Origin of the sequence: Actinomyces sp. oral taxon 897 (genome assembly GCF_002999235.1) — a bacterium.
GTDB lineage: Bacteria > Actinomycetota > Actinomycetes > Actinomycetales > Actinomycetaceae > Actinomyces.
The window spans coordinates 2,488,431-2,509,134 of the sequence record NZ_CP027236.1 but is presented as its reverse complement, the minus strand read 5'-3'; the positions used below and the strand labels follow the sequence as shown (position 1 = coordinate 2,509,134).

Below are 20,704 nucleotides of genomic sequence, written 5' to 3'. Positions count from 1 at the left end.
TCAGTACTCCTCGAGGGCGCCGAGGTCGATGGCGGTCTGGCCGCCGGGGGCTGTCGTGGTGGGGCGGGCGGCCGCCTTGATCTCCGGCCAGGAGCTGCCGAGCGCGTTGAACAGGACGCCGGACTCCGTCCTACCTCCCTGCTCCGCCAGGGAGTAGAGGCGGTAGGCCAGTGAGCGCAGCACCTCGCCGTCCAGGCCGCGCTCGCGGGCCGCCGCGAGCAGCCGCCCGGCCCCGTCGAGGCCGGTGGCCTCCAGGGCCCGGGCGAGGTGGAGGACGACCTCCCAGCAGGAGACGCGGTCGTCGGTCCGGGGGTCGTAGTCCGCGGGGAGGGACTGGGGGTCGATGAGGTGGACGCGGCCGCCGCCCGCGGTGAGGACGCCGGCGCGGCGCAGGCCGTCGATGGAGGCGTTGCGCGCCGAGGCGAGGGTCTCGGCCTCTCCGTAGGGGCCCGCGTCGAAGCCGTGGTCCTCGTACCAGGCGAGGCACCAGCGGGTGTCGGGGTCGAGGTCGTCGTCCTGGTCGGTGAGGACCTCGTCGAGGACGGCGTTGATCTGGGCGAGGGCGTCGTCGACGCTCATGTCGGTCCCGTCCGGGCTAATGACGCGCGTGTACCCGGAGAAAACCCTCATGCCGGGGCCGATGGCCGCCTGGGCGAGGTCCACGGGGGCGACGCCCCCGGAGCGCAGTGTCTCCACGGCCTCGGGGAGGGTGGAGCGCAGCTCGCGCACCAGGGCGCGCCGGTCGGTGGCCGGGGCGTCCTCGGGGCGGGGTCGCAGGACGAGGACTATGGAGGAGGCCAGGGCGTTGGTGCCCACGCTCGTCATGCGCCCGCCGCGCTCGGAGCGCATGGGCCAGGTGGCGGTAATGGTCCACCCGGAGCGGATAATGGCGCTGAGGATGGTGGCCCAGCCGGTGGAGGTGCGGCCCGCCTTCGAGGTCTCGGACTGCTTGAAGGCGTAGTAGACGGTGACGGGGTAGTCCGGGTTCGCGCCCTGGCGCGCACGGGCGAAGACGTCCTCGAAGCCGTGCTCGAAGAACTCGCGGGCGCCCTCCTTGCCGCCGTGGCGGTAGGGGTTGGCGACGAGCTCCTCCTCCTTGGGTACGAGCACCGTGGAGAGCAGGTGCGGGTGGATATTGCGCAGGGAGCGGCGGAGCCACACGTAGAAGAAGTCGGACAGGTCCGAGTAGCCAATATTGTCGTAGTAGGGAGGGTCGGTCGATATGACGGCGTTCGAGTAGCCGCGGGAGGCGGCGTCGGCCTGCTCGACCACATAGCTACCCTTCGCAGGAACTTTCTCGATGGACTGCGACACTGCGCGGACCATAATGGCCAAGCTCCCCGACGACGCGGCGAAGGGGTTCCCTTCCGCAAAATCCCACGCCATGGGCAGCGCCTGGCGCGCGAAGACGTTCCGCAGGATCTCCATCTGCGGGTTGCTCGCCCAGGTATTGAGAGAGGAAGAATAGTCAGAAAGACGGGAGACAACGAAACCCAGGTACGTCGCCACAGCGTCCGCGTAGGCGGCGGCGCCCGACCCGCCCTCCTCCAGGCGCTCCCCCTCGGGGAGCCCGGCGGCGAGCGCGTCGGCGAGCACCTGATCGCGCCCCCCCCCGCGAGATCTGAGAAGGTGGTGAGCGCTACGGCCTGCCGCGGAGTGAACAGCGAGTCGAAAGTACTGAATCCGTACATCGGCGAGGAGAACCAGCGAGGATTATCAGCAATCCTCCTATTAGGCATCCCGGAAGGAGGAGAGACCGCGGCCGCAACATCATGATCACGTGTCGGTGCGGCATAGATCCTAGATCTATGCCCCTCGCATGCCAGAGCCACAAGATGCGCCCCCATGGATCCGCTCCGGCCTTGAGCGCGAATATAATCCATAGATATGGAGCTTCTACAGGCAAGACATATCGACCCGCGACGGCCTGAGATAGTTCCGTCGTTTTCCTTGGTCGGCGCCTCCTTGGGGTCGTGCCCTATAGAGTACTCAATATGGTCGCCCACGACCGTCGGAACAATGTAGGCCTCCTTGCCCTTCTTCTTCCCCAGCCACCACTTGGAGACGAGCGGCATCTCAATACCGCAGGCTGGGTTCGGGCAGGTCACCGTCCGGGCCCAGATCCACGCGATAACGGTCGCCTCGCTGCCGTCGGGAAGCTTAGCCCTAGGGTAGAGGTGGCCAATGCGGCGGTAGGCCTCCTGGCGCATCCACTCCCCGTAGCGGCGCACGTCCTCGGCCAGGCCGTGGGCGCCCGGCCAGGGGCGGGTGCCGTCGTCGGCGCCGGGGAACACGGGCGGGCGCCCGGCGAAGCGCGGCGGGATCTCAATGAGCGCCTTGTTAATGAGGACGGCCACGGGGTTGAGGTCAGAGGCCCGGGCCTCGAGGCCGAGGCGCTGCGCCTCCAGGGGGATCGATCCGCCTCCCGCGAAGGGGTCGAGGATCGCCGGGGGCTCACCGTCCGTCGAGCGGAGGATCTCCTCCCGGGCCTCCCGCAGCAGGTGCTCATCCCCGATGCTGTCCCAGTCCACCAGGCGGGTGATGAGGGTGAACAGCCGCTGCCGCTCGGAGAGCACCCTGCTCCGGGCCGCCTCGTCCGGGTCGGCCTCGCCGCTGGCGGCCGCCGCCTCGCGGAACTCCTCGTAGCGCTCCGAGGGGTCGTCCACCAGCTGGGAGAAGAGGACCGCCCGCGCCGTGGCCGTCGGCTTCCGCGACCACCACAGGTGGAGTGTTGACGGGTGGCCCTTGCGGATCGACTTCTCGCGGGCAGACTGCGCGTTAATGGCGTCGAGGGGGAGCGCGACCTCAATGAGCTTCCTCTTCGACACGGGCGTCCTTCCGACCGGGGTGTGGGCTGGCGGGCCGGGTGTCGGCGCCGTCGTGGTCGGCAGTCTACTCACCGCTGCGTGCCCGACGCACGAGCTCCGCCGCCTGGCGCACCCTCGCTCAGCTCCCGCGGCACCCCCGGCTCGGTCCCGGCTGCGGTCCCCACATGCTCTCCACCAGGGGAGCCGCCAGGGACCATCCCTTCTACGACAAGCTCACCCAGCGCGCCCTCCGTAGGATCGAAAAACCACATTTCTGAAATGACGTTCGATTATTAAATTGTTCGATTATTCGCGCTAACGCAATAAAATTCAGGAACAAACAGTATAGTGCGAACTATGGCCGGAATTAACCAAAACGGTATTCTGGGGTGGCTTCTGCGGGGTTCCTGGTTGACGTCTGCGGAGTATCTCGTACAGGGGTGGTCTTGTGCGGGTCGACGTGACGGGCGGGGAGCGGGACGTCCTCATCAGGTGGAAGAAGCGTTCGGACACCTACAAGCTTGTGCGGACGGGGGCGGAGGCGATTGTGTACGCCGCCCGTGGCGTCGGCCTGGACATTATCGCGGAGATGGTTGAGCGGACCGAGAAGACGGTACGCGAGTGGCTCTCGGAATGGCGGAGGTACAGGCTGGGATCCGTGGTGACCGGTCACGCCGGAAACGAGAACGCCGCAAAACTCAAGAGGGCGCAGAAGGAGGAGCTGGAGGAGATTCTCAGTAAGCCGCCCTCGGAGTCGGGAGTCAAGGCCGCCTTCTGGGACGTCCCGGCCCTCAGGGACGTCGTGCAGACAGGATTCGGAGTCGAGTACAGGTCGGACTCCTCCTGACCTGCTGCTCATGCGCTTCCTGGGAATGAGCCTCTGCTGCCCCGACCCGTTCGGGGGGCGCCGCGACGAGGAGGCCGTCACCAGGCGGATGACCGGGACCCGGCACCAGGTCAACGACCTGCTCCAGGAGGGCTGGGAGGTCTACACCGTCGACGAGGTCCGCGCCCGCCACGAGGCCGAGACAAGGCGCACGTGGCCTCCCCGGGAGGAGGACAAGGCTGTACGTGGACCGTGAGAAGGCGAGCCAGTCGTTCTTCGGGGCGCTGAGCCTGACGACCAGGAGAATGAGGATCTACCCCATCGAGGGAGACCAGAACACCGAGCAGACCATCCTCATGACGGGGCCGCCTCCAACGCGAGACCGAGGAGGGAAAGAAGATCGCCGTCGTCCTGGACAACGCCAGGTTCCACCACGCCAGGGCCCTGACCGACCTCTACGCCCCCGGCCAGGCCCTGGAACGCATAACACCCATCTACCTTCCCCCCTACGCCCCCGACCACAACCCCACGGAACACGTACGGGACGCCGCCAAGAACAACATCGCCAACCTCCAACGCGACACCCCGGAGAAAACCTTCACGGCCTTCACCACCTACATCACCAACCGCACCTTCGACTACGACCTCGAGCACCTCCCAACCACACCACCACACACCGATCTTGTTTAATTCCGGCCATAAATAAGCTTTAATTCTAACTCTATTTATATCACATCGCGATTTTCGAAAAGATAAATTATTTCACATCCAAGTAATGACGTATCTGTGTACAGCATCATTTACGCACTCAAATTTACAGGCGTCAGTCTTGCGGACGTATATGGCAGGATTATGTTATAATATTTTATAGGGTTAGTCTTTCGCAGCAACTTCAAGTGCCCACGCGATGTTCGCAACCAATGCCTGCCGCTGACGTCAGAGAATGCGAGCTCAACCCCTGGATAGGCAGACATACCTCCCCACCCGACAGGAGACTCAAATTTCCAGCTACCAGGAGGAAGTACTCGAAGCACATGTCGGCTTCCTGAGATTCCAGCATGCCTTCCATCTCCATCTTTAACGACAAACGTCACAACCGCATCATAAACTGGTTCACCAGAATGGTTGTTAACTACAATAATGTCACCATTTTCAAATGGCCAGGCTGAAAGTTTACAGGCCTGTGCGCGTCGACGGTCAAACCGATCCTGACGAACTCCAGAAAATACTTGATATAGTGCGACAACTAGAGCGCCAACAGTACCGACGGAAGAAAACCAGGCCGCATAATCCTGAGAAGACACGCACACTCCAATCCATTAGACTACTTACAATAGGAACGCCGCCACAACGTTGCATTAGGGAAATTTTGATTTCTAACCAAATGCGAAGTCAGGGTAGACTCCACGAACTTCCTGAACCATCTCTCGTTCTTGTGCAGATATCAGATCTGTGGACCGACATTTTGAGCGTAAAATCTTAGTGACTACCATCAATACGATTCCACCGCTCTAGCGGGCGTGGACGGCCACGAAGTTGCGCAGGACCGCCCAGGAGGAGCTCACGTCCTGGGTCAGCGCCCAGGCCTGGAGGCGCGCCAGCTCGTCGTCGGCAAAGTAGCCGTGCCCGGTGTAGAAGCTCAGGCGGTGCCCCAGGGAGGCGCCGTCGAGCTCGGGATGGAACTGGGTGGCGTACAGGTTGGTGCGCACGCGCAGCATCTGCACCGGGCAGCTGCTGCTCGTGGCGAGGACGACGACGCCGTCCGGGACGACGCTCATCGCCTCCTTGTGCGCCACGAAGGCGCGGAAGGGGTTGGCCATCCCGGCGCACACGGGGTCGGACCGGCCCGCGTCGGTCAGGGTGATCTCCGGGGCGCTGACCGGCTCGGCGTAGCGTGCGTCAATGACCGCGCCCTGGTGGCGGCCGAGCGCGCCCACCCCGTAGCAGGCGCCCATGAAGGGGAAGTCGGCCTCCACCAGGCGGTCGAGCAGGGCGCGGACCTCAGCCTCGACGCGGTGCTGGACCGCCGACTTGGCGTGCTCGGGCGTGATCATGTTGAACGGGGAGCCGCCCACCATAATCCCGGACCAGTCCTCGAGGCGGATCTCGGGCAGGGGCTCCGCCTCGAGACGGTGGCGGACGAGCTCGCGCTCGGCCAGGCCGGTACAGGTGAGGAAGGACTCGTACTCGGCGTCGGCGGGTCCGTCGTCAGCACGGGTGGCCAGGAGCAGGAAGGGTCTCACAAGCGCGAGCCTAGAGGATCGGCCCCGCTGGCGGTGCGGACCAGGGAGTGTGGTCCAGGACATTCGACTGGCACTCCGTAGGGCGTTCAGGCGGGCACGGCCCGGTGCCGCCAGACGGGCGACGCGCCCCGCACTCAAGAACGCCCCGCGTCCGAGGAAGGCGTGCCAGCCCTGTGCGACTATCGACGCGCCCCGCACTCAAGGAGCACCCGCGGCACGGGCTACCGCACCGTCTGCCGCGCTCCGCCCACGGGACCGCACGCGGGCAGGACCGCCAGCGGGCGGCGCGCGCCACGGACTGTACCAATCCGCCGGTGGCAGCATCCACCGAGCTACTGCCCCCGCCCACGGGACCGCGCCGTCCGGGGGCGAGGTCGGCGCTGCGCCGCCCATGCTGCCCCTCAACGGGTCCGCGCCGCGGGTCTGCGTACCATTCCGCTATGGGTACCAGCAGCGCGGGGCAGGCCCCCGAGCCCGAGCGGGTGGCGCCGTCGGACGCGGCGGTGAGTCAGCGCTACGCGCGCCTCCCCCGCCAGGACACGGGCCCGGAGGTGGCCCTGCGGCGCCGCCTGTTCGCGGCGGGGCTGCGCTACTGGGTGCAGTACAAGGTCCCCGGGCTGCCGCGGCGTCGGGTTGACATCGCCTTCACGCGCTGGAGGGTCGCGGTGGAGGTCGACGGCTGCTTCTGGCACGGCTGCCCGCAGCACGGTAGCCTCCCCAACCGCAACGGCGAGTGGTGGCGCTGGAAGATCGAGCGCAACCGGGCCCGCGACGCCGACACCGACGCGCGCCTGGCCGAGCTGGGCTGGAGCGTCGTGCGTGTCTGGGAGCACGAGGATCCCGCCGACGCCGCCGCCCGGGTCCTGGCTGAGCTCAGCCGACGCCGTGAGGCCACTTCCTGAGCGACCACGCCGCCTCCCTGGTACGTCCAGGTACGGACCGCCCACCGGTTGACCGGCAGCAGGTCAGCCCTTCCCTTAGTACATCCAGGTACGGCGGTCACCGACCTGCCCGACCACCTGCGCCCGCGACCCCTCTCCCGTACGTCCAGGTACGGCCGACGGTAAGCACCAGCAGCTCAGGCAGGACCGCCCTCCCCCGTACGTCTAAGCGCAGACGCAGTCCGCTGGCGGCGCCCGGCACCACGCCGCCTCCCTATACGGCACCATTCCCAGTCTGCGCGCCCTGCCCGGTGCCAGACCCTTCGAGAAGCGCAGCGGTACCTCCCTGGCTGAGCGCGCCCCGTGCACCCGGTGCCAGACCCAACCGGTGTCGTGGTCAACGGCGGAGCGAAAGAGACGCGCCCAGCACCCGGCACCGCACGAGGTGAACGGGCTCCCTCCCGGGCGACTCTACGCAATCTGGTATCCGTGTCAGCACAGCAACGGAGGCAAGGCCGGCCACCCCAGACGACCGGTCCCGGCCGCCACCCCAGGTAATCGGCCCTGGTCGCAGCGCGACCACCCCCTTGGGAGACGACCGCACACACTGCCGTTCCCGTGAGGAACAGGTACTCGGAGGTTTATGCACAAGCCTGCGTGGCACCAGGCAACCGTTCTGTCGCAATCTGAGGATCAGGGCGGAGGGCACCCCTGGCCGTACCAGAACCCAGGCCCCTGACCTGCGTGGACATTGAGTGTACAAAGGCGGGGGCGGGGTGGGGCTGGCTCTGATCCTCAGATTGCGACACGCACAGCAGACAGGACAGCAGACGCACGGCAGACTACGCATAGCACCACATAATTGTCCATAATTGCGCCAGAAGATCTCGCACATCCTGATTATCCTCCGGCCTCACGGCCAGCAACCCCTGGACCGTACCCCGCAAGAGGCCCCATCACCCACGGTCAGCAACCTCCGGCCTGGCTGTAGGGCCAAGACCCGCAGAAGCGGTCCGCCCCCAGAACCCGCAGGCGCCAGAAGGGCATCAGGACAGGGCATCCCGTCTCGCGGCAAACAAGTACCGTTCTCACGAGCAATAAGTACCGTTCTCGCGACGAACAAGTACCGTTCTCGCGGAGGAGACGGGCTACAGGAGACGGGCGACAGGAGTCAACACTCAGGACTCGACCAGGACGGCTGCGGTCCGGCCGGGCACCCTCACCGAGCCCGTCCCCATGTCGAAGGCGGTGGCCCGCACCAGGGGGTCGGCCCCGGCCGCCTGGACCGGGTGCAGGCGGAAGCTGCGCCCCACCAGGGCCTCCGCACCGACCTCCACCATGCGCGGCGTCGGGTTGAAGACCACCAGGACCCCGTCGAACCGCGGGTCGATGTCCCCCGAGCCCGCCCCGTCGTCCACGAGCATGACAATGACCCCGGGCGGGCAGCCTGGCTGCCCTCCCATGCGGGCGGGGAAGGAGACCCGCTCCTTAATGAGGTCGGCCGACCCCAGGGTGAGCAGCGGCGTCGAGCGGCGGATCCGCAGCAGGTCCAGGGCCATCTTCCGGGCCAGGGCAATGTGCTCGGGCCCGGGCCGTAGGTCCTCGCGCACGAGCAGGCCGGACTGCACCATCCACAGGTCCCGGTTGCAGGTCGCGGGCGGCAGACCCCGGCCCCAGCCGTTGTCCCGGCCCGACCAGTCAATGGCGTTGAAGTGGTCACCGGAGTCGTAGGAGTTGCGGTCCAGGGACTTGGAGCGCAGGAGCTCGGTCCCCGCCAGCCACAGCACGGGCGACTGCCCCAGGGTCACGGCGGCCAGGCACAGGGTGCTCATGCGCGCCCGGTCGGCCAGGCTGACCCCCTCGGGCAGCTTGGCCGCCAGGACGTCGTAGAGGGTCTCGTTGTCGTGGGACTCCACGTAGTTGACGCTCTCCACGGGCTCGACGCCGTAGGCGGCCGGGACCTGGCCGTAGACGATCTCGTCACCGCGCCGCCACACCCCGTCCTCCTCGGGCAGGACGAGGTCGCGCAGGTTGCCGCCCAGGGCCAGGCGCACAATGTCCGTACGCCAGGCCAGGTCCTCCTGCTGGCGGACCACGTCCAGGGCCTCGTACCGGTTGGGCTCCAGGTACTCCCCGGTGCCCAGCCCCTGGTGCGCCCGGGGATCCAGGTCGGCCACGCCCCCGCCGCGCAGGGCGTCACGCACCCTGTCGTTGAAGGTGCCGATCCCGGTCCCGGCGAGCTGGCCCTGGGTGGCCTGGATGAACAGCGCGTTGTCCTTGACCTCCCCGAAGTTCCAGCCCTCCCCGTACAGGAAGGCGCGCTGCCGGGGACGGGACGCGGGCCCCAGGGTCGCGGCGACGGCGTCGGTCCCGGGCGGGGCGGGGCGGGGGCGTGCGCCCTGGCCGCGTGCGCCCTGACCGCGGGTGCGTGCGGCGTCGGCCCCGCCGTCACCGGCCTGCGCCTGGGCGACGGCGACGGCGTCGGCCCGGGCCAGGGCGTCGCGCACCGCCTCCATGGTGGCGCGCGAGTGGTGGCCCATGAGGTCGAAGCGGAACCCGTCCACCCCGTAGGCCACGCGCCAGGTGACGCAGGCGTCGATCATGAGCCGTCGGGCCATGGCCCGCTCGGTGGCGACGTTGTTGGAGCAGGAGGAGCCCTGGACGCGGCCGCACTCGTCAAGGCGGTGGTAGTAGCCCGGCACCACCCGGTCCAGGACGCTGCGACCCTCCTGCCCGCAGGCGGCGGTGTGGCTGAAGACCTGGTCCAGCACCACCTGCAGGCCCATGGCGTGCAGGGCCCCGACCATGGCACGGTGCTCGGCCACCCGCGCCCCGCCGTCCTGGTGCCCCTCGGTGGCGTAGGAGCCCTCGGGGGCGAGCCAGTGGTAGGGGTCGTAGCCCCAGTTGTAGGCGTCCTCGTCGGCCACGGCGGCCACCGCCTGCTGGGGCACCACCGACACGGGGCCCCAGGAGGCGGGGACCGCCGGGACCTTCTGGCGCGAGCGCTCCTCGGGGATGGTGGCGATGTCGAAGGTGGGCATGAGGTGGAGGGTGTCCATGCCCGCCTCGGCCAGGTCCCGCAGGTGGCGGGTGCCCTGGCTGTCCACGGTGAAGGCGGCGTAGGTGCCGCGCAGCCCCTCAGGCACCGTGGGGTCCGCCGCTGAGAAGTCGCGCACGTGGAGCTCGTAGATGGCCCGGGCGGCGTCACTGGTCACGCGGGGGCTCGGGGTGGTGGCCCACTGGCGGGGGGCCAGGGCGTCCAGGCGCAGGTCGACGGCGACGGCGCGCCGGGAGTCAACGGTCAGGGCGGGCGCGTAGGGGTCGGTGACCACGTTGGTCTCCACCCGCCCGGTGGCGGGTACGTAGACCCGTACCTCCCACAGGTACTGCGCCCCTGCCCCGACGGCGCCGCACCCCACCTCCCAGCGCCCGTCCGGGCGGGACTCGGCGCGGGTCCGCCGGGGCTCGCCCTCCACCAGGGGGACCGAGCCGGTGGGGTCGCCGGTCTCCCACGACAGCAGGGTGACCTCCTGGGCGGTAGGGGCCCACAGGGCCAGGGCGGGGCTGGCCGCCGGGTCCGGGGCACCGGCCCAGGTCGGACCCAGGGGGGCCAGGCCGTCACGCCGAGCGGCGGCCGGGTAGAGGTGGTCCAGCAGGGGCCAGATCTGGACCCCGGTCACCCTCGACGCCGTACGCCAGGGGGCAGGGTCCGGTACCGGGGCCGCGGCTGGGGACGCGGCCGGGGACGGGGACGCCGGAGCTGCCGGGGCCGCCTGCGAGGTAGCTGCGCTTCGCTCGGCGGTTAGGCCAGTGGCCGGGCCGGGCTGGCCGGTGGACGGGCTGGCGGTCTGGCTTGTGGCCGAGCCGGGTCGGCTGGCGCTAGAACCGGCCCGCCCGGCCTGGGGCACGACGTCCTGACGGCGCAGGCGACCAGTGCCCCCGGCAGCCTCGGGGTCGGCCTGACCGAGCTCGACAATGAGCCTGCCCCGGAGCATCCGGGCCGCCTGGTGCCGGGAGATGTCCGCCGTCAGCGCACAGTAGCCGCGCAGCTGCGGGTAGCCGACGACCACGTCCGGGGTGAGCTCGCCAGCAGGGACCAGCGGAATCCGCTGCACGACGGGGCCGTCACCCTGACCGGCACCACCCTCGGTGCCGCCCTGGGTACCGCTCTGGCTGGCGCCCCCCTGGGCGCTCTGGTCGCCGCCCCGAGCGCCCCCCTGACCGGCACCACCCTCGGCACCGCCCTGGTCGCCGTCGGACCATGCGTGCAGGACCGGGTACGTGCCGTGGGAGAGCATAGGCCGCGGAAGGGCCAGGAGCCCCGGACGGAGCCAGAACGCACGCTGGTTACCTGGCCCGGTCGGGGGTTGGGGGGACGACGGGTCTCCTGCGTGTAGGCTCATTGGCTACCTTTCTTCAGCTATCCCTGCACTCTTGCACGTCATCGGGGTCTGGAGGAAACGTTCGGCTGACGCCCGGGTCGGCCCGGCGAGGCCACGGGGCGGGGCTGGCGGGTAGGCGACCGGCCGCCATCGGCACCACTCCCGGCCCAGGACCTTTCTACCCGGTACCACGGCCCGACACCCTGCTGCCACACCCGGGCGGCCCCAGATCCCCCGGCCCTTCGCCTTGCCGCGATGGTCTCCGGGCGGCCCTCGGGGCGGCCCCGGATCCCCGCCGCCTCACTGCCTCAGCGGCTGGCTCAGGCGCAGGAGGATGACCGCCAGGGTGCGGTCGACATAGGCCGCCAGGGTGGAGTCGTCGTGGATGAGCCCCAGGCGCATGGAGCGCTCCACGTCAGCCAGGAACAGCTCGGTGGTGTCCGTGACCGACAGGACGCACTCGCGCCCCACGACGGCGAGCTCCGTCTCCAGGACCGTGCCGAGACGCCGTTTAAAGACCTCGTAGCCGTCGCCCAGGGCCGAGCGGCGCTCGGGGTCGCGCACCAGGTAGGCCATGAACTCGCTCTGGAGGAAGTAGAACTCGCGGGACACCGGGACGACCTCCATGAGCCGCCCGGCAAGGTCAACCAGGGCCTGGGGGAGGTCAGCGCCAGCCCGGGGGTCGGCGCCAGCCTGAAGGTCGGCGTCGGCCCGGGGCGTCCGGTCGACGCCGGAGCCCCCCTGGGGGCCCGCACTCACCGCGGCGTCGACGAAGGCCGTCATGGCCTCCCACTCGTTCTCCGCCAGGCGGTGAATGAAGTGGTCCATGTCGGTGAAGTTGGAGTAGAAGGCGCCGCGGGTGAACCCGGCCCGGGTACAGACGTCCCCCACGGAGACGGCGCCGATACCCTTGTCCACCACCAGCTCACGCCCGGCAGCCAGGAGCAGCTCCTGGGTGTGGGCACGCTTCTCGCTGGGAGTGGTCCCCACCAGCCGGTAGACGGCGGCACGACGCGCTGAGACCTGCGGCCCTGTGGCGAGAGACTTCATGGCATCAGCCTATCGGCCTCAGGGCCCTTTTCGCAGGACCCGGAAGAGGTGTTTGCCCTGGTCCAGGGGGTTCTGGGCGGGATGGGGCCCGAGTGCAGGACCCAGGCGCAAAGCCGACGGCGGGCCGTGGCCGGGGACTGGACGCCGAGACACTGTGGCAGATGCCTCAAGTCGATACGGGGTCCCACGGCCCACGGACGGGGCGCGTGGTCCTCCAACAAAATGATCGGGAACCCCGAGAGCTGCCGCGGCCCGCGGACGGGGCGCGTCGACTGGCTGGTACTTAAAGTGCACGGACTAGTACTTAAGTGCACGGACTAGTACTTGGTTGCGCGGAAACGACTCGCGAGCCCTCGGCCAGCGTCCGGCAGGGATCCGGGGAGGATAGGACCATGAGCCCGGACCGCCTACCCGACCCCCTGGCTGCCCTGCTGGCCTCACCACCGGATCTGCCGGTCGTCGCCGCCCTGGACCGCCTGCGCGCCGTCCTGGCCGACGCACCCGGGCCGGTGGTGGTCACCGCGCCCCCGGGAACCGGTAAGACCACGCTGGTACCGCCGCTGGTGGCCGTCAGCCTGGCCGACCGCAATCCCGCCACCGGCCGCGTTATTGTCACCCAGCCCCGGCGCCTGGCCACCCGGGCCGCCGCCCGCCGTCTGGCCGGCCTCCTGGGCCAGGAGGTGGGCCAGGACGTGGGCTACGCGGTGCGCGGTGAGCACGTCTCCCGCCCCACCACCCGTATCGAGGTGGTCACCGCCGGGCTGCTCCTGCGCCGCCTCCAGGCCGACCCCGAGCTTCCCGGGACCGCCGCCGTCGTCCTGGACGAGGTCCACGAGCGCAGCCTGGAGGCCGACCTCCTGCTCACCCTCCTGCTGGACGCCCGCGCCCTGCGCGAGGACCTCGTCCTGGTGGCCATGTCCGCGACCCTGGACCCGGTGCGCCTGCGCAGGCTGCTGGGCGGCCCGGGCTCCCCCGCCCCGCTGGTGGAGGTGCCCGGCGTCCTCCACCCGGTCACCGAGCACTGGGCCCCGCCGCCCGGGACCACCGGGCGCCTGGGGCCGCGCGGCGTGCCCCGCGAGTTCCTGGCGCACGTAGCGGCCACGACGCTCACGGCACTGCGTGAGGACCCCGGCGACGTCCTCGTCTTCGCCCCCGGCGCCCGGGAGGTGGACGACGTCGTGGCCCGCCTGCGCCGCCTGCTGTCCGCCCGCGACCCGGCCGACGGCCTGGGGGAGGTGGACGTCCTGCCGCTGCACGGTCGCCTGCCCGCCGCCGCGCAGGACGCCGCGCTCACGCCGTCGGCCCCCGGACGCCGCCGGGTGGTGGTGTCCACCAACGTGGCCGAGTCCTCCCTGACGGTGCCGGGGGTGCGGGTCGTGGTGGACTCCACGCTGTCGCGCGAACCGCGCCTGGACGTGGCCCGGGGCATGAGCGGGCTGGTCACGGTGGGGGCCTCGCGCTCCTCCGGCACCCAGCGGGCGGGCCGCGCCGGGAGGGAGGGGCCGGGGGCTGTCTACCGCTGCTGCACCCCGACCGACTGGGCCCGCGCCCCCCTGGCCCCCACCCCGGAGATCCTCACCGCCGACCTGACCCGCACGGTCCTGGAGCTCACGGTCTGGGGCGTGCCCGACGGCGAGGGCCTGTCCTGGCTGGACGCCCCACCACCCGCCGCGCTCGCGGCCGCCCGAACCGTCCTGCGCGACCTGGGGCTGACGGGGGCCGACGCCACCCTGACGCCGCTGGGGCGGGCGGTGGCCCTGCTCCCGGCCCCAGTGCGTGAGGCCCGGGCCCTGTTGATGGCCTCGCCCCGGCTGGGGGTGCGACGGGCCGCGGAGGTGACGGCCCTGCTCACCACCGGGCTGCGGGCCCGGGGCGGGGACCTGGCGGCCCTGGCCAGGGGGCTGCGCGCCAGCAGGTGGACGGGTCGGACGGGGCCGGACGCCAGCGGGCCGGGCGCTGGTGGGCCGGGTGGCGCCCGGGGCGGCAGGCCCTCAGGTGGTGGGCCAGGTGGCCGCGAGCGCAGCGGTTTTACAGGTGGTCGAGGCGGTGAGCTAGACGCCTCGGGCGGCAGGCCCCCAGGTGGTGGCGAGAGGCGCGCCCCCCAGGGCGGAGCGAGCAGGTCAGGCGCCCGGGGCGCGGAGGGCGCCTCCCAGGCCAGCGCCTGGCGGCAGGAGGCCAGGCGCCTGGAGCAGGCCGCCCGTCGCGCCCTGCGTGAGGTCCCGCTCGCCCTGACCCAGGACCCCGGGCAGGAGGCAAGCCCACCGCGTCCCAGACCGTCGGTCAGCCCGACGGCCCCAGCCAGTGGCAGCCCAGCCAGCGTCAGCTCAACCAGCACCAACCCAACCAGTGGCAACCCAACCAGCGCCAGCCCAACCAGGTCGGAGACTCCACCCACCCACTACCCAGCCGGCACCCACTCCTCAGGCGCTCAGTACCCGGATAACGCCCAGGACACAGTCAGTACGCACCCCGCTAATCTGGCGGATCCCACCAGCAGCTCCCCAGCCAGTACCAACCACCCAACCAGTAGCGGCCCAGACAGGCCGGGGACACTACCCAGCCACCCTCCAGCTGGCACCAACCCCCTGACCAGTACCAACCCCCCAGCCAGCACCGATCCCCTGACCGGCGACGACGCCATTGGCCTGGTGGTGGCCCTGGCGCACCCGGAGTGGCTGGCACGGCGTCGTGGCCCCGCCCCCTCCCCCGGCACCGAGGCCGTCTACGCGAGCGTGGGCGGCGTCGGCCTGCGTCTGCCAGCCGCCTCGGCGCTGGCCTCCTGCCAGTGGCTGGCGGTGGCGGACGTGGACCGCGCCCCGGGCCGCGCCGAGGCGCTGGTGCGCGCAGCCGTCCCGGTCGACGAGGCGCTGGCGCTGGAGGTGGCCGGGGCCTGGCTGGTTGAGGACACACGCACCCGCTGGGAGTCGGGACGGCTGCGCAGCGAGCGGCTGCGTCGCCTGGGCGCCATCACCCTGACGACCACCCCGGGCCCCAGCCCCTCCCCCCGTGAGGCCGCGGCAGCCGTCACCCGGGCGGTGGCGGAGCAGGGGCTGGGGATCCTGCCGTGGAGCGCCCGGGCGCGCCAGCTGCGCGGACGCCTGGACCTGCTGCACCGCACGCTCGGAGCCCCCTGGCCCGACGTCTCCCCGGAGGCCCTGACCACCCAGGCCGGGCGGTGGCTCGCCCCGGCCGTCACCTCCCTGGCCGCGAGCGCCAGGCGCCCGGACCTGTCGCGCCTGGACGTGACCGCGGCCCTGCGCACGCTCCTGCCCTGGCCCGAGGCCTCGCGCCTGGACGAGCTCGCGCCCGAGCGCCTTCAGGTGCCCTCCGGCTCGCAGGTGCCCCTGTCGTACGCGCAGGACGACGGCGGGGCGGGCACGCCCCTGGAGCGGCCGGTGCTGGCGGTGCGGGTCCAGGAGTGCTTCGGGTGGGACGCCACCCCGCGGGTGGTCGGGGGCCGGGTCGCGGTGCTCATCCACCTGCTCTCCCCGGCGCGCAGGCCGGTGGCGGTCACTGACGACCTGGCCTCCTTCTGGGCGCAGGGGTACGCCCAGGTGCGCGCCGAGCTGCGGGGGCGCTATCCGCGGCACGCCTGGCCGCAGGATCCCTGGACGGCGCCCGCCACCCGGGGGACCGGGCGACGTCGGGCCTCCTGAGGGAGCCTGCGCCCCCGACCGCGGGGATCTACGCGCACCATCCCCACCCGCCGGGCCGCCGCCAGACTGCGCCCCCCGGCCGCGGGGACCTATGCGGCCCGCTACGTCGGCCGCCCCTCCAGGTGGGGCTGCGCCCCCCGGCCGCGGGAACCTACGGTCCATGCCCTGCCCGGTGGCCACGGTGGCCAGGCGCCTCCCCGGCCGCGGGGACCTATGTGGGCACCGGTGCACCAACCTCGTGGAGACGGTGCCCCCGGCCGCGGGGACCTATGAGGCCGCGCGGACCCTCCTCAGTCCACAATGCCGTAGAGGCGGTCCCCGGCGTCGCCCAGCCCGGGGACAATGTAGGCGTGCTCGTTGAGGCACTCGTCCACGGCGGCGGTCACCACGGTGACATTGGCGCGCCCGCCGACCGCGGCCTCCACGGTCCTCAGGCCCTCGGGGGCGGAGATGAGGCAGACGGCGGTGACGTCGCGGGCGCCGCGCTCCAGGAGGTAGTCGATAGCAGCCACCAGGGTGTGTCCGGTGGCGAGCATGGGGTCCACCACGAAGCACTGGCGGCCGGAGAGGTCGTCGGGCAGGCGGTTGGCGTAGGTCTCCACCTCCAGGGTGTCCTCGTTGCGCCTCATCCCCAGGAAGCCGACCTCGGCGGTGGGCAGCATCCGGGTCATGCCCTCCAGCATGCCCAGACCGGCGCGGAGGATGGGCACCACAATGGGGTGGGGATGGGCGATACGGCGGCACTGCGCCACCGCCACCGGGGTGGTGATGGCGACGTCCTCGGTGCGGACCTCACGGGTGGCCTCGTATGCCAGGAGGGTGACAAGCTCGTCGACGAGCTGACGGAAGACCGCTGAGGGGGTGGCCGCGTCGCGCAGGACGGAGAGCTTGTGGTTAATGAGGGGGTGGTCGGCAACGTGAAGACGCATAAGGACAAGCCTACCCGGCCACAACCGGCCCCCACGGGCTGTTGCCCTGGTCAGGGCCTTTTAACCGGGTGCCAGCAGGTAGCGCTGGCGCCCCCTGCCTCCTTCCCGCACCGGCACCGGTCCCCGGCGCACGACGCCGTGCCGGACCGCTACGGGCGCCCTCACCGTCCCCGGGCTCGGCCGATTACGACCACCGCGGGAAGTACCACCGGGGGTGGGGACAGCCCCACCCCGGTTGTCCTGCCAGCAGGATCGAGGCGGGTGCACCGGTGGTGGAACGGTTGGCACATGAGAACCCTGAGCCTCCGACCGTCACCCCCAGCCCACTGTACACAGCCGCGCGAGACCGGGTCGTCCCGATCCCGGAGCACGAGCTCGCGCCCCCTGACGGGGGTGTCCCGGTGAGCGCGGTCTCGGCGCGGGGCCTGACCCGCGTCTACGAGGTCCCCGGGCGGCGGGACGTGTGGGTGACCGCCCTGGACGGGGTGGATCTCGACCTGCCCACAGGCAGCTTCACCGCCGTGGTGGGCGCCTCGGGGTCGGGTAAGTCGACCCTGCTGCACACCATGGCGGGGCTGGATGAGCCCACCGGCGGGCGGGTCAGTCTCCTGGGTACGGAGATCACCTCCCTGGCCCCGGCCGAGCGCGCCGCCTTCCGCTGCCGCAACGTGGGATTCGTCTTCCAGGACTACAACCTCATTGCCTCCCTGACCGCCGCCGAGAACGTCTCCATGCCCTCCCGCCTGGCCGGTCACCCCCTGGGCGGGGGCCAGGCGGTGGCCGCCCTGGAGGCCGTGGGGCTGGCCGGCCGCGCCGACCTCAGGCCCCACCAGCTCTCCGGCGGCGAGCGCCAGAGGGTGGCGATCGCCAGGGTGATGGCCACCCGGCCCAGGATCGTCTTCGCCGACGAGCCCACCGGCGCCCTGGACCTGAACGCCGGGCAGGTGGTCCTGGACTGGCTGCGTCGCCTGGCCGAGCGCGGGACGACCGTCGTCATGGTCACCCACGACGTCGAGGCCGCCGCCCGGGCCGACGCCGTGGCGGTCATGGGCGGGGGTCACCTGCTCGCCTGGTCCGACAGCCACGACGCCGCCCGTATCGCCGAGCTGGTCCACTCCACCCGCGTGCCCGCACGCCCGCCCGCTCAGGCCCCCGGCCGCTGAGAGGAAAGAGGCTGACTCCCAATGACCGCACTCATCTGGAAGGACCTGCGCCACCACGCCCGTCAGTGGCTGTGGTCGCTCCTGGTGGCCACCACCGGCGGCGTCTTCATCGGCGTCATTATCACCTCCTGGTGGAGCGCCCTGCAGTGGTCCACCGCCCAGGCCGACGCCTCGGAGTACGTCACGGCCACGCACGTCGTGGGCTCGAGCCTGCTCGGCTACGCGGGCCTGTCCGTCGCCCTCATTGTCTCCACGACCCTCGCGCTGACCGTGACCGCACAGGCCCGTTCCCACGCCCTGTGGAAGATTGTCGGCGTCCCGAGCCAGCGTGTCCGCAGCATTATCCTGACCCAGGTCGGCGCGGTCGGCCTCCTCGGCGGCCTGCTCGGCTCCCTCCTCGCCCTGCCGGCCACCGGCTGGTACCTGCTCACCTGGCGCGACCTCCACATCTACCCCACCGACATGCCCGTGGTCGTGCCCTTCTTCGCCGTGCCCCTGGCCGTCGGGGTCACCACCGCCTTCAGCCTCCTGGGTGGCCTGGGCGCGGCCCGTCGCGCCGCCTCCACCCCTGAGATGCAGGCCCTGCGCGAGGCCGCCACCCCTGTGGCCCGCACCCGTGCCTGGCAGTGGGTCGTCGCGGGCATCCTCGTGGTGGGGGCCGCGTTCGCCCTGGTGATCGCGCTGGTCGGCCCGACAGAGCTCGCTGGCCTCGTCAAGGGGGTTGAGCCTGAGGCGGCTGCCGCCTTTAAGGAGATGGGCAGCATTAAGGGGTTCACACAGGCTCTTGGCGGCAGCATTGTGCTGCTCGTCATGGTCGCTGCCCTGTGCGTCCCCAACTGGACCATCCGGCCCCTGCTGACGGGCTGGACCGCCCTGGTCCCCGGACGCAGCCCGGCCTGGTTCGCCGCGCGGGCCAACGCGCGCCACCGCTCCACCATGAGCCTGACGACGGTCGTCCCCTTCGGCATCGCCGTGGGGATGACCGGGGTCGTCTACACCGTCGTCGGGGCTTTTCGGACCGCTGGCTCCACTGAGGGCGTCAGCGGGTTCCTGGCCATTGCCGTGCCGATCTTCGCGATCTCGGGGGTGGGGGGCGTGGCCAATATCGCCATGGTCGGCTCCACGAGGCGCCAGGAGGGCGCCCTGCTGGGTGTCATCGGGGCCAGGCGCTCCACGCTCACGACCACCACGATCCTGGAGGGCAGTATCTACGCCGTCACCGGCATCCTGTTCGGACTGGCCGACACCGTCCTGAGCGCCGCCGGCACCGCCCTGCTCTCCGGGGGCGGGGTGAGCACCTTCCTTGCTGTGCTGCCGCTGGACACGCTCACGCCGGTGATCGGAGTGGTGCTCGTGCTCGCCGTGGCCACCACCTGGCTGCCCGCCCAGCTCGACCGCCGCCCCGTCATGGACCGGCTCCGCCAGCCCGTGTGAGGCCTGCGCGGGCCGTCCGGGCAGGTCGGGTCGTATCGGCCCCTCAGGGCCCGCGCTGCCGACGACCTCACGTCTGCGGCGCCTGCCGACCCCTCAGGTACTGGCCCGCAGCCAGGTCAGGACGGCTCGCACGCGCCGGTTCTCCTCCCCCGGCGGCAGGTCGAGCTTGAGGAAGATGCTTGCCACGTGCTTGGCCACTGCCCCCTCGGAGACGTAGAGCCGGGCGGCGACCTGGGGGTTGGAGGCGCCCTCGGCCATGAGGGCCAGGACCTGCCGCTCACGGGCTGTGAGCCGCTTGGTGAGGACCGACGCCGCCGCGGCCTCCTGGTCCACGGCTCCCTGAGGCGGGGGGCTCGCTGGCCGGGGGCCAAGTCGCCGCGCCCGGGTGCCACCGCCCGCACTGGCCCTCGCACCACCGCCTGCACCACCACCCGGCCCGGCTCCTGCCGCCCCTCCGGTTCCTGCCGTATCCCCGGCTCCTCTCAGGCCCCCGGACCCCCGAGGCCCCCTCGCGCCACGGCCGCCGGCCTCTGGCCCCCCGAGGCCAGCCCCCGCACCGCTGGTGCCAGCTCCCGGCTCCCCGGCGTCGGTCACCACACCGCCAGCCCCCGCACCGCTGGTGCCAGCCCCCACACCGCCAGCATCGGCCTCCACGCCCTCGGCCCCCGGACCCCCGTCATGACGCGGGCGGAGCGGGCCGAGCAGGCGGCTGACCACCTCGGGGTCCACGACCACTCCCCCCGAGCGCACGACCTCCAGGGAGCGCATGAAGTCGGCCACCCGCCCCACCCGCTCCTTGAGGAGGTAGCCCACGCCCCCGGCGTCGTCGGCCAGGAGGTCACGGACGTAGGCGCCCGCAATGTAGGCGGAGAGGACCACCACAGGCAGGCCGGGGAAGCGGGAGCGCAGGTCCAGGGCGGCACGTAGGCCGTCGTCGGTACGGGTGGGGGGCATGCGCACGTCGGTGACGACGACGTCGGGCAGCTCGCCGCTCCCACCGAGGGCGGTGACCGTCTCCACCAGCTCCGGGGCGTCACAGGCCTGGGCGACCACCTCGTGCCCGGCTGCGGTCATGAGCCCGGCCAGCCCCTCACGCAGGAGGGCGGCGTCGTCAGCGAGCACGATCCTCATGCCCGCATCCTCCCACGCCCCCGGGCCGGACGCGGGCACGCCCTCTCGTCGGTGCAGCCTCACTGCTCCTGCTCCCACGCCCCCGGGCCGGACGCGGGCACGCCACCCTGCCCTAGGCCCCGACCACCGGGGACGTACCTTAGTCACCGGCGACGTACCATCGTCATTGGGGACGTACCCTAGAAGTACGTCCCCAATGACT

13 protein-coding genes and 1 pseudogene are annotated in these 20,704 nt (G+C 71.1%); 7 read left to right on the top strand and 7 right to left on the bottom strand.

Going from position 1 to position 20,704, the window contains the following annotated elements; all coding sequences use genetic code 11:
• Together C3V41_RS13910 and C3V41_RS13905 are read right to left on the bottom strand one after the other, a co-directional pair.
• Positions 1 to 1,596, bottom strand: coding sequence for a DUF1156 domain-containing protein (locus C3V41_RS13910; protein WP_254423566.1), 1,596 nt, complete (start codon positions 1,594 to 1,596; stop codon positions 1 to 3).
• A gap of 1,076 nt (positions 1,597 to 2,672) precedes the next feature.
• Positions 2,673 to 2,828 (bottom strand): annotated as a pseudogene (locus C3V41_RS13905) (DUF1156 domain-containing protein); the annotation flags it as partial.
• 427 nt (positions 2,829 to 3,255) lie between these two features.
• Here C3V41_RS13905 and C3V41_RS09930 point away from each other — a divergent pair.
• The 3 genes from C3V41_RS09930 (at position 3,256) to C3V41_RS14425 (ending at position 4,323) form a co-directional block, all read left to right on the top strand.
• Positions 3,256 to 3,654, top strand: coding sequence for a helix-turn-helix domain-containing protein (locus C3V41_RS09930; RefSeq protein WP_106109636.1), 399 nt, complete (start codon positions 3,256 to 3,258; stop codon positions 3,652 to 3,654).
• Between the two features lie 10 nt (positions 3,655 to 3,664).
• Positions 3,665 to 3,889, top strand: a complete 225-nt coding sequence (locus C3V41_RS09925) for a hypothetical protein (protein ID WP_174714761.1) — start codon at positions 3,665 to 3,667, stop codon at positions 3,887 to 3,889.
• A gap of 143 nt (positions 3,890 to 4,032) precedes the next feature.
• A complete protein-coding gene (locus C3V41_RS14425) occupies positions 4,033 to 4,323 on the top strand; it encodes a transposase (protein ID WP_106110723.1) in 291 nt (96 codons plus the stop codon).
• 821 nt (positions 4,324 to 5,144) lie between these two features.
• Here C3V41_RS14425 and C3V41_RS09915 read toward each other — a convergent pair.
• Positions 5,145 to 5,876 (bottom strand): glutamine amidotransferase, encoded by a 732-nt coding sequence (locus tag C3V41_RS09915; RefSeq protein WP_106110117.1) that lies wholly within the window; start codon positions 5,874 to 5,876, stop codon positions 5,145 to 5,147.
• A 440-nt stretch (positions 5,877 to 6,316) separates the two neighbouring features.
• Between C3V41_RS09915 and C3V41_RS09910 the strand changes: the two genes are divergently transcribed.
• Positions 6,317 to 6,778, top strand: a complete 462-nt coding sequence (locus C3V41_RS09910) for a very short patch repair endonuclease (RefSeq protein WP_106110116.1) — start codon at positions 6,317 to 6,319, stop codon at positions 6,776 to 6,778.
• 1,157 nt (positions 6,779 to 7,935) lie between these two features.
• On the opposite strand, the gene C3V41_RS13200 is transcribed toward C3V41_RS09910, so the two are convergent.
• Positions 7,936 to 11,055, bottom strand: a complete 3,120-nt coding sequence (locus C3V41_RS13200; RefSeq protein ID WP_165271632.1) for an alpha-1,6-glucosidase domain-containing protein — start codon at positions 11,053 to 11,055, stop codon at positions 7,936 to 7,938.
• 384 nt (positions 11,056 to 11,439) lie between these two features.
• Positions 11,440 to 12,189, bottom strand: coding sequence for a TetR/AcrR family transcriptional regulator (locus C3V41_RS09900; protein ID WP_106110115.1), 750 nt, complete (start codon positions 12,187 to 12,189; stop codon positions 11,440 to 11,442).
• A gap of 392 nt (positions 12,190 to 12,581) precedes the next feature.
• Here C3V41_RS09900 and C3V41_RS13900 point away from each other — a divergent pair, with 392 nt between their 5' ends.
• A complete protein-coding gene (locus C3V41_RS13900) occupies positions 12,582 to 15,845 on the top strand; it encodes an ATP-dependent helicase C-terminal domain-containing protein (RefSeq protein ID WP_254423565.1) in 3,264 nt (1,087 codons plus the stop codon).
• Positions 15,846 to 16,135: 290 nt separating this feature from the next.
• On the opposite strand, the gene upp is transcribed toward C3V41_RS13900, so the two are convergent.
• Entirely contained in the window at positions 16,136 to 16,774 is a 639-nt protein-coding gene (gene upp / locus C3V41_RS09885) for a uracil phosphoribosyltransferase (RefSeq protein WP_106110114.1), read from the bottom strand.
• A gap of 359 nt (positions 16,775 to 17,133) precedes the next feature.
• On the opposite strand from upp, the gene C3V41_RS09880 reads away from it, so the two are divergent.
• A complete protein-coding gene (locus C3V41_RS09880) occupies positions 17,134 to 17,937 on the top strand; it encodes an ABC transporter ATP-binding protein (RefSeq protein ID WP_441299725.1) in 804 nt (267 codons plus the stop codon).
• 21 nt (positions 17,938 to 17,958) lie between these two features.
• The gene (locus C3V41_RS09875; RefSeq protein ID WP_106110113.1) at positions 17,959 to 19,371 is read left to right on the top strand and encodes an FtsX-like permease family protein; all 1,413 of its coding nucleotides are present in this window, start codon (positions 17,959 to 17,961) and stop codon (positions 19,369 to 19,371) included.
• A 93-nt stretch (positions 19,372 to 19,464) separates the two neighbouring features.
• Here C3V41_RS09875 and C3V41_RS14520 read toward each other — a convergent pair whose 3' ends face one another.
• Entirely contained in the window at positions 19,465 to 20,502 is a 1,038-nt protein-coding gene (locus C3V41_RS14520) for a response regulator transcription factor (RefSeq protein ID WP_246741962.1), read from the bottom strand.
• Positions 20,503 to 20,704: the final 202 nt, after the last annotated feature.

Coding starts and splice junctions, on each gene's coding strand:
- C3V41_RS09925 (WP_174714761.1), top strand. CDS start 3,665: ATGCGCTTCCTGGGAATGAGCCTCTGCTGCCCCGACCCGTTCGGGGGG.
- C3V41_RS09910 (WP_106110116.1), top strand. CDS start 6,317: ATGGGTACCAGCAGCGCGGGGCAGGCCCCCGAGCCCGAGCGGGTGGCG.
- C3V41_RS13200 (WP_165271632.1), bottom strand. CDS start 11,055: ATGCTCTCCCACGGCACGTACCCGGTCCTGCACGCATGGTCCGACGGC.
- C3V41_RS09900 (WP_106110115.1), bottom strand. CDS start 12,189: ATGAAGTCTCTCGCCACAGGGCCGCAGGTCTCAGCGCGTCGTGCCGCC.
- C3V41_RS13900 (WP_254423565.1), top strand. CDS start 12,582: ATGAGCCCGGACCGCCTACCCGACCCCCTGGCTGCCCTGCTGGCCTCA.
- upp (WP_106110114.1), bottom strand. CDS start 16,774: ATGCGTCTTCACGTTGCCGACCACCCCCTCATTAACCACAAGCTCTCC.
- C3V41_RS09875 (WP_106110113.1), top strand. CDS start 17,959: ATGACCGCACTCATCTGGAAGGACCTGCGCCACCACGCCCGTCAGTGG.
- C3V41_RS14520 (WP_246741962.1), bottom strand. CDS start 20,502: ATGAGGATCGTGCTCGCTGACGACGCCGCCCTCCTGCGTGAGGGGCTG.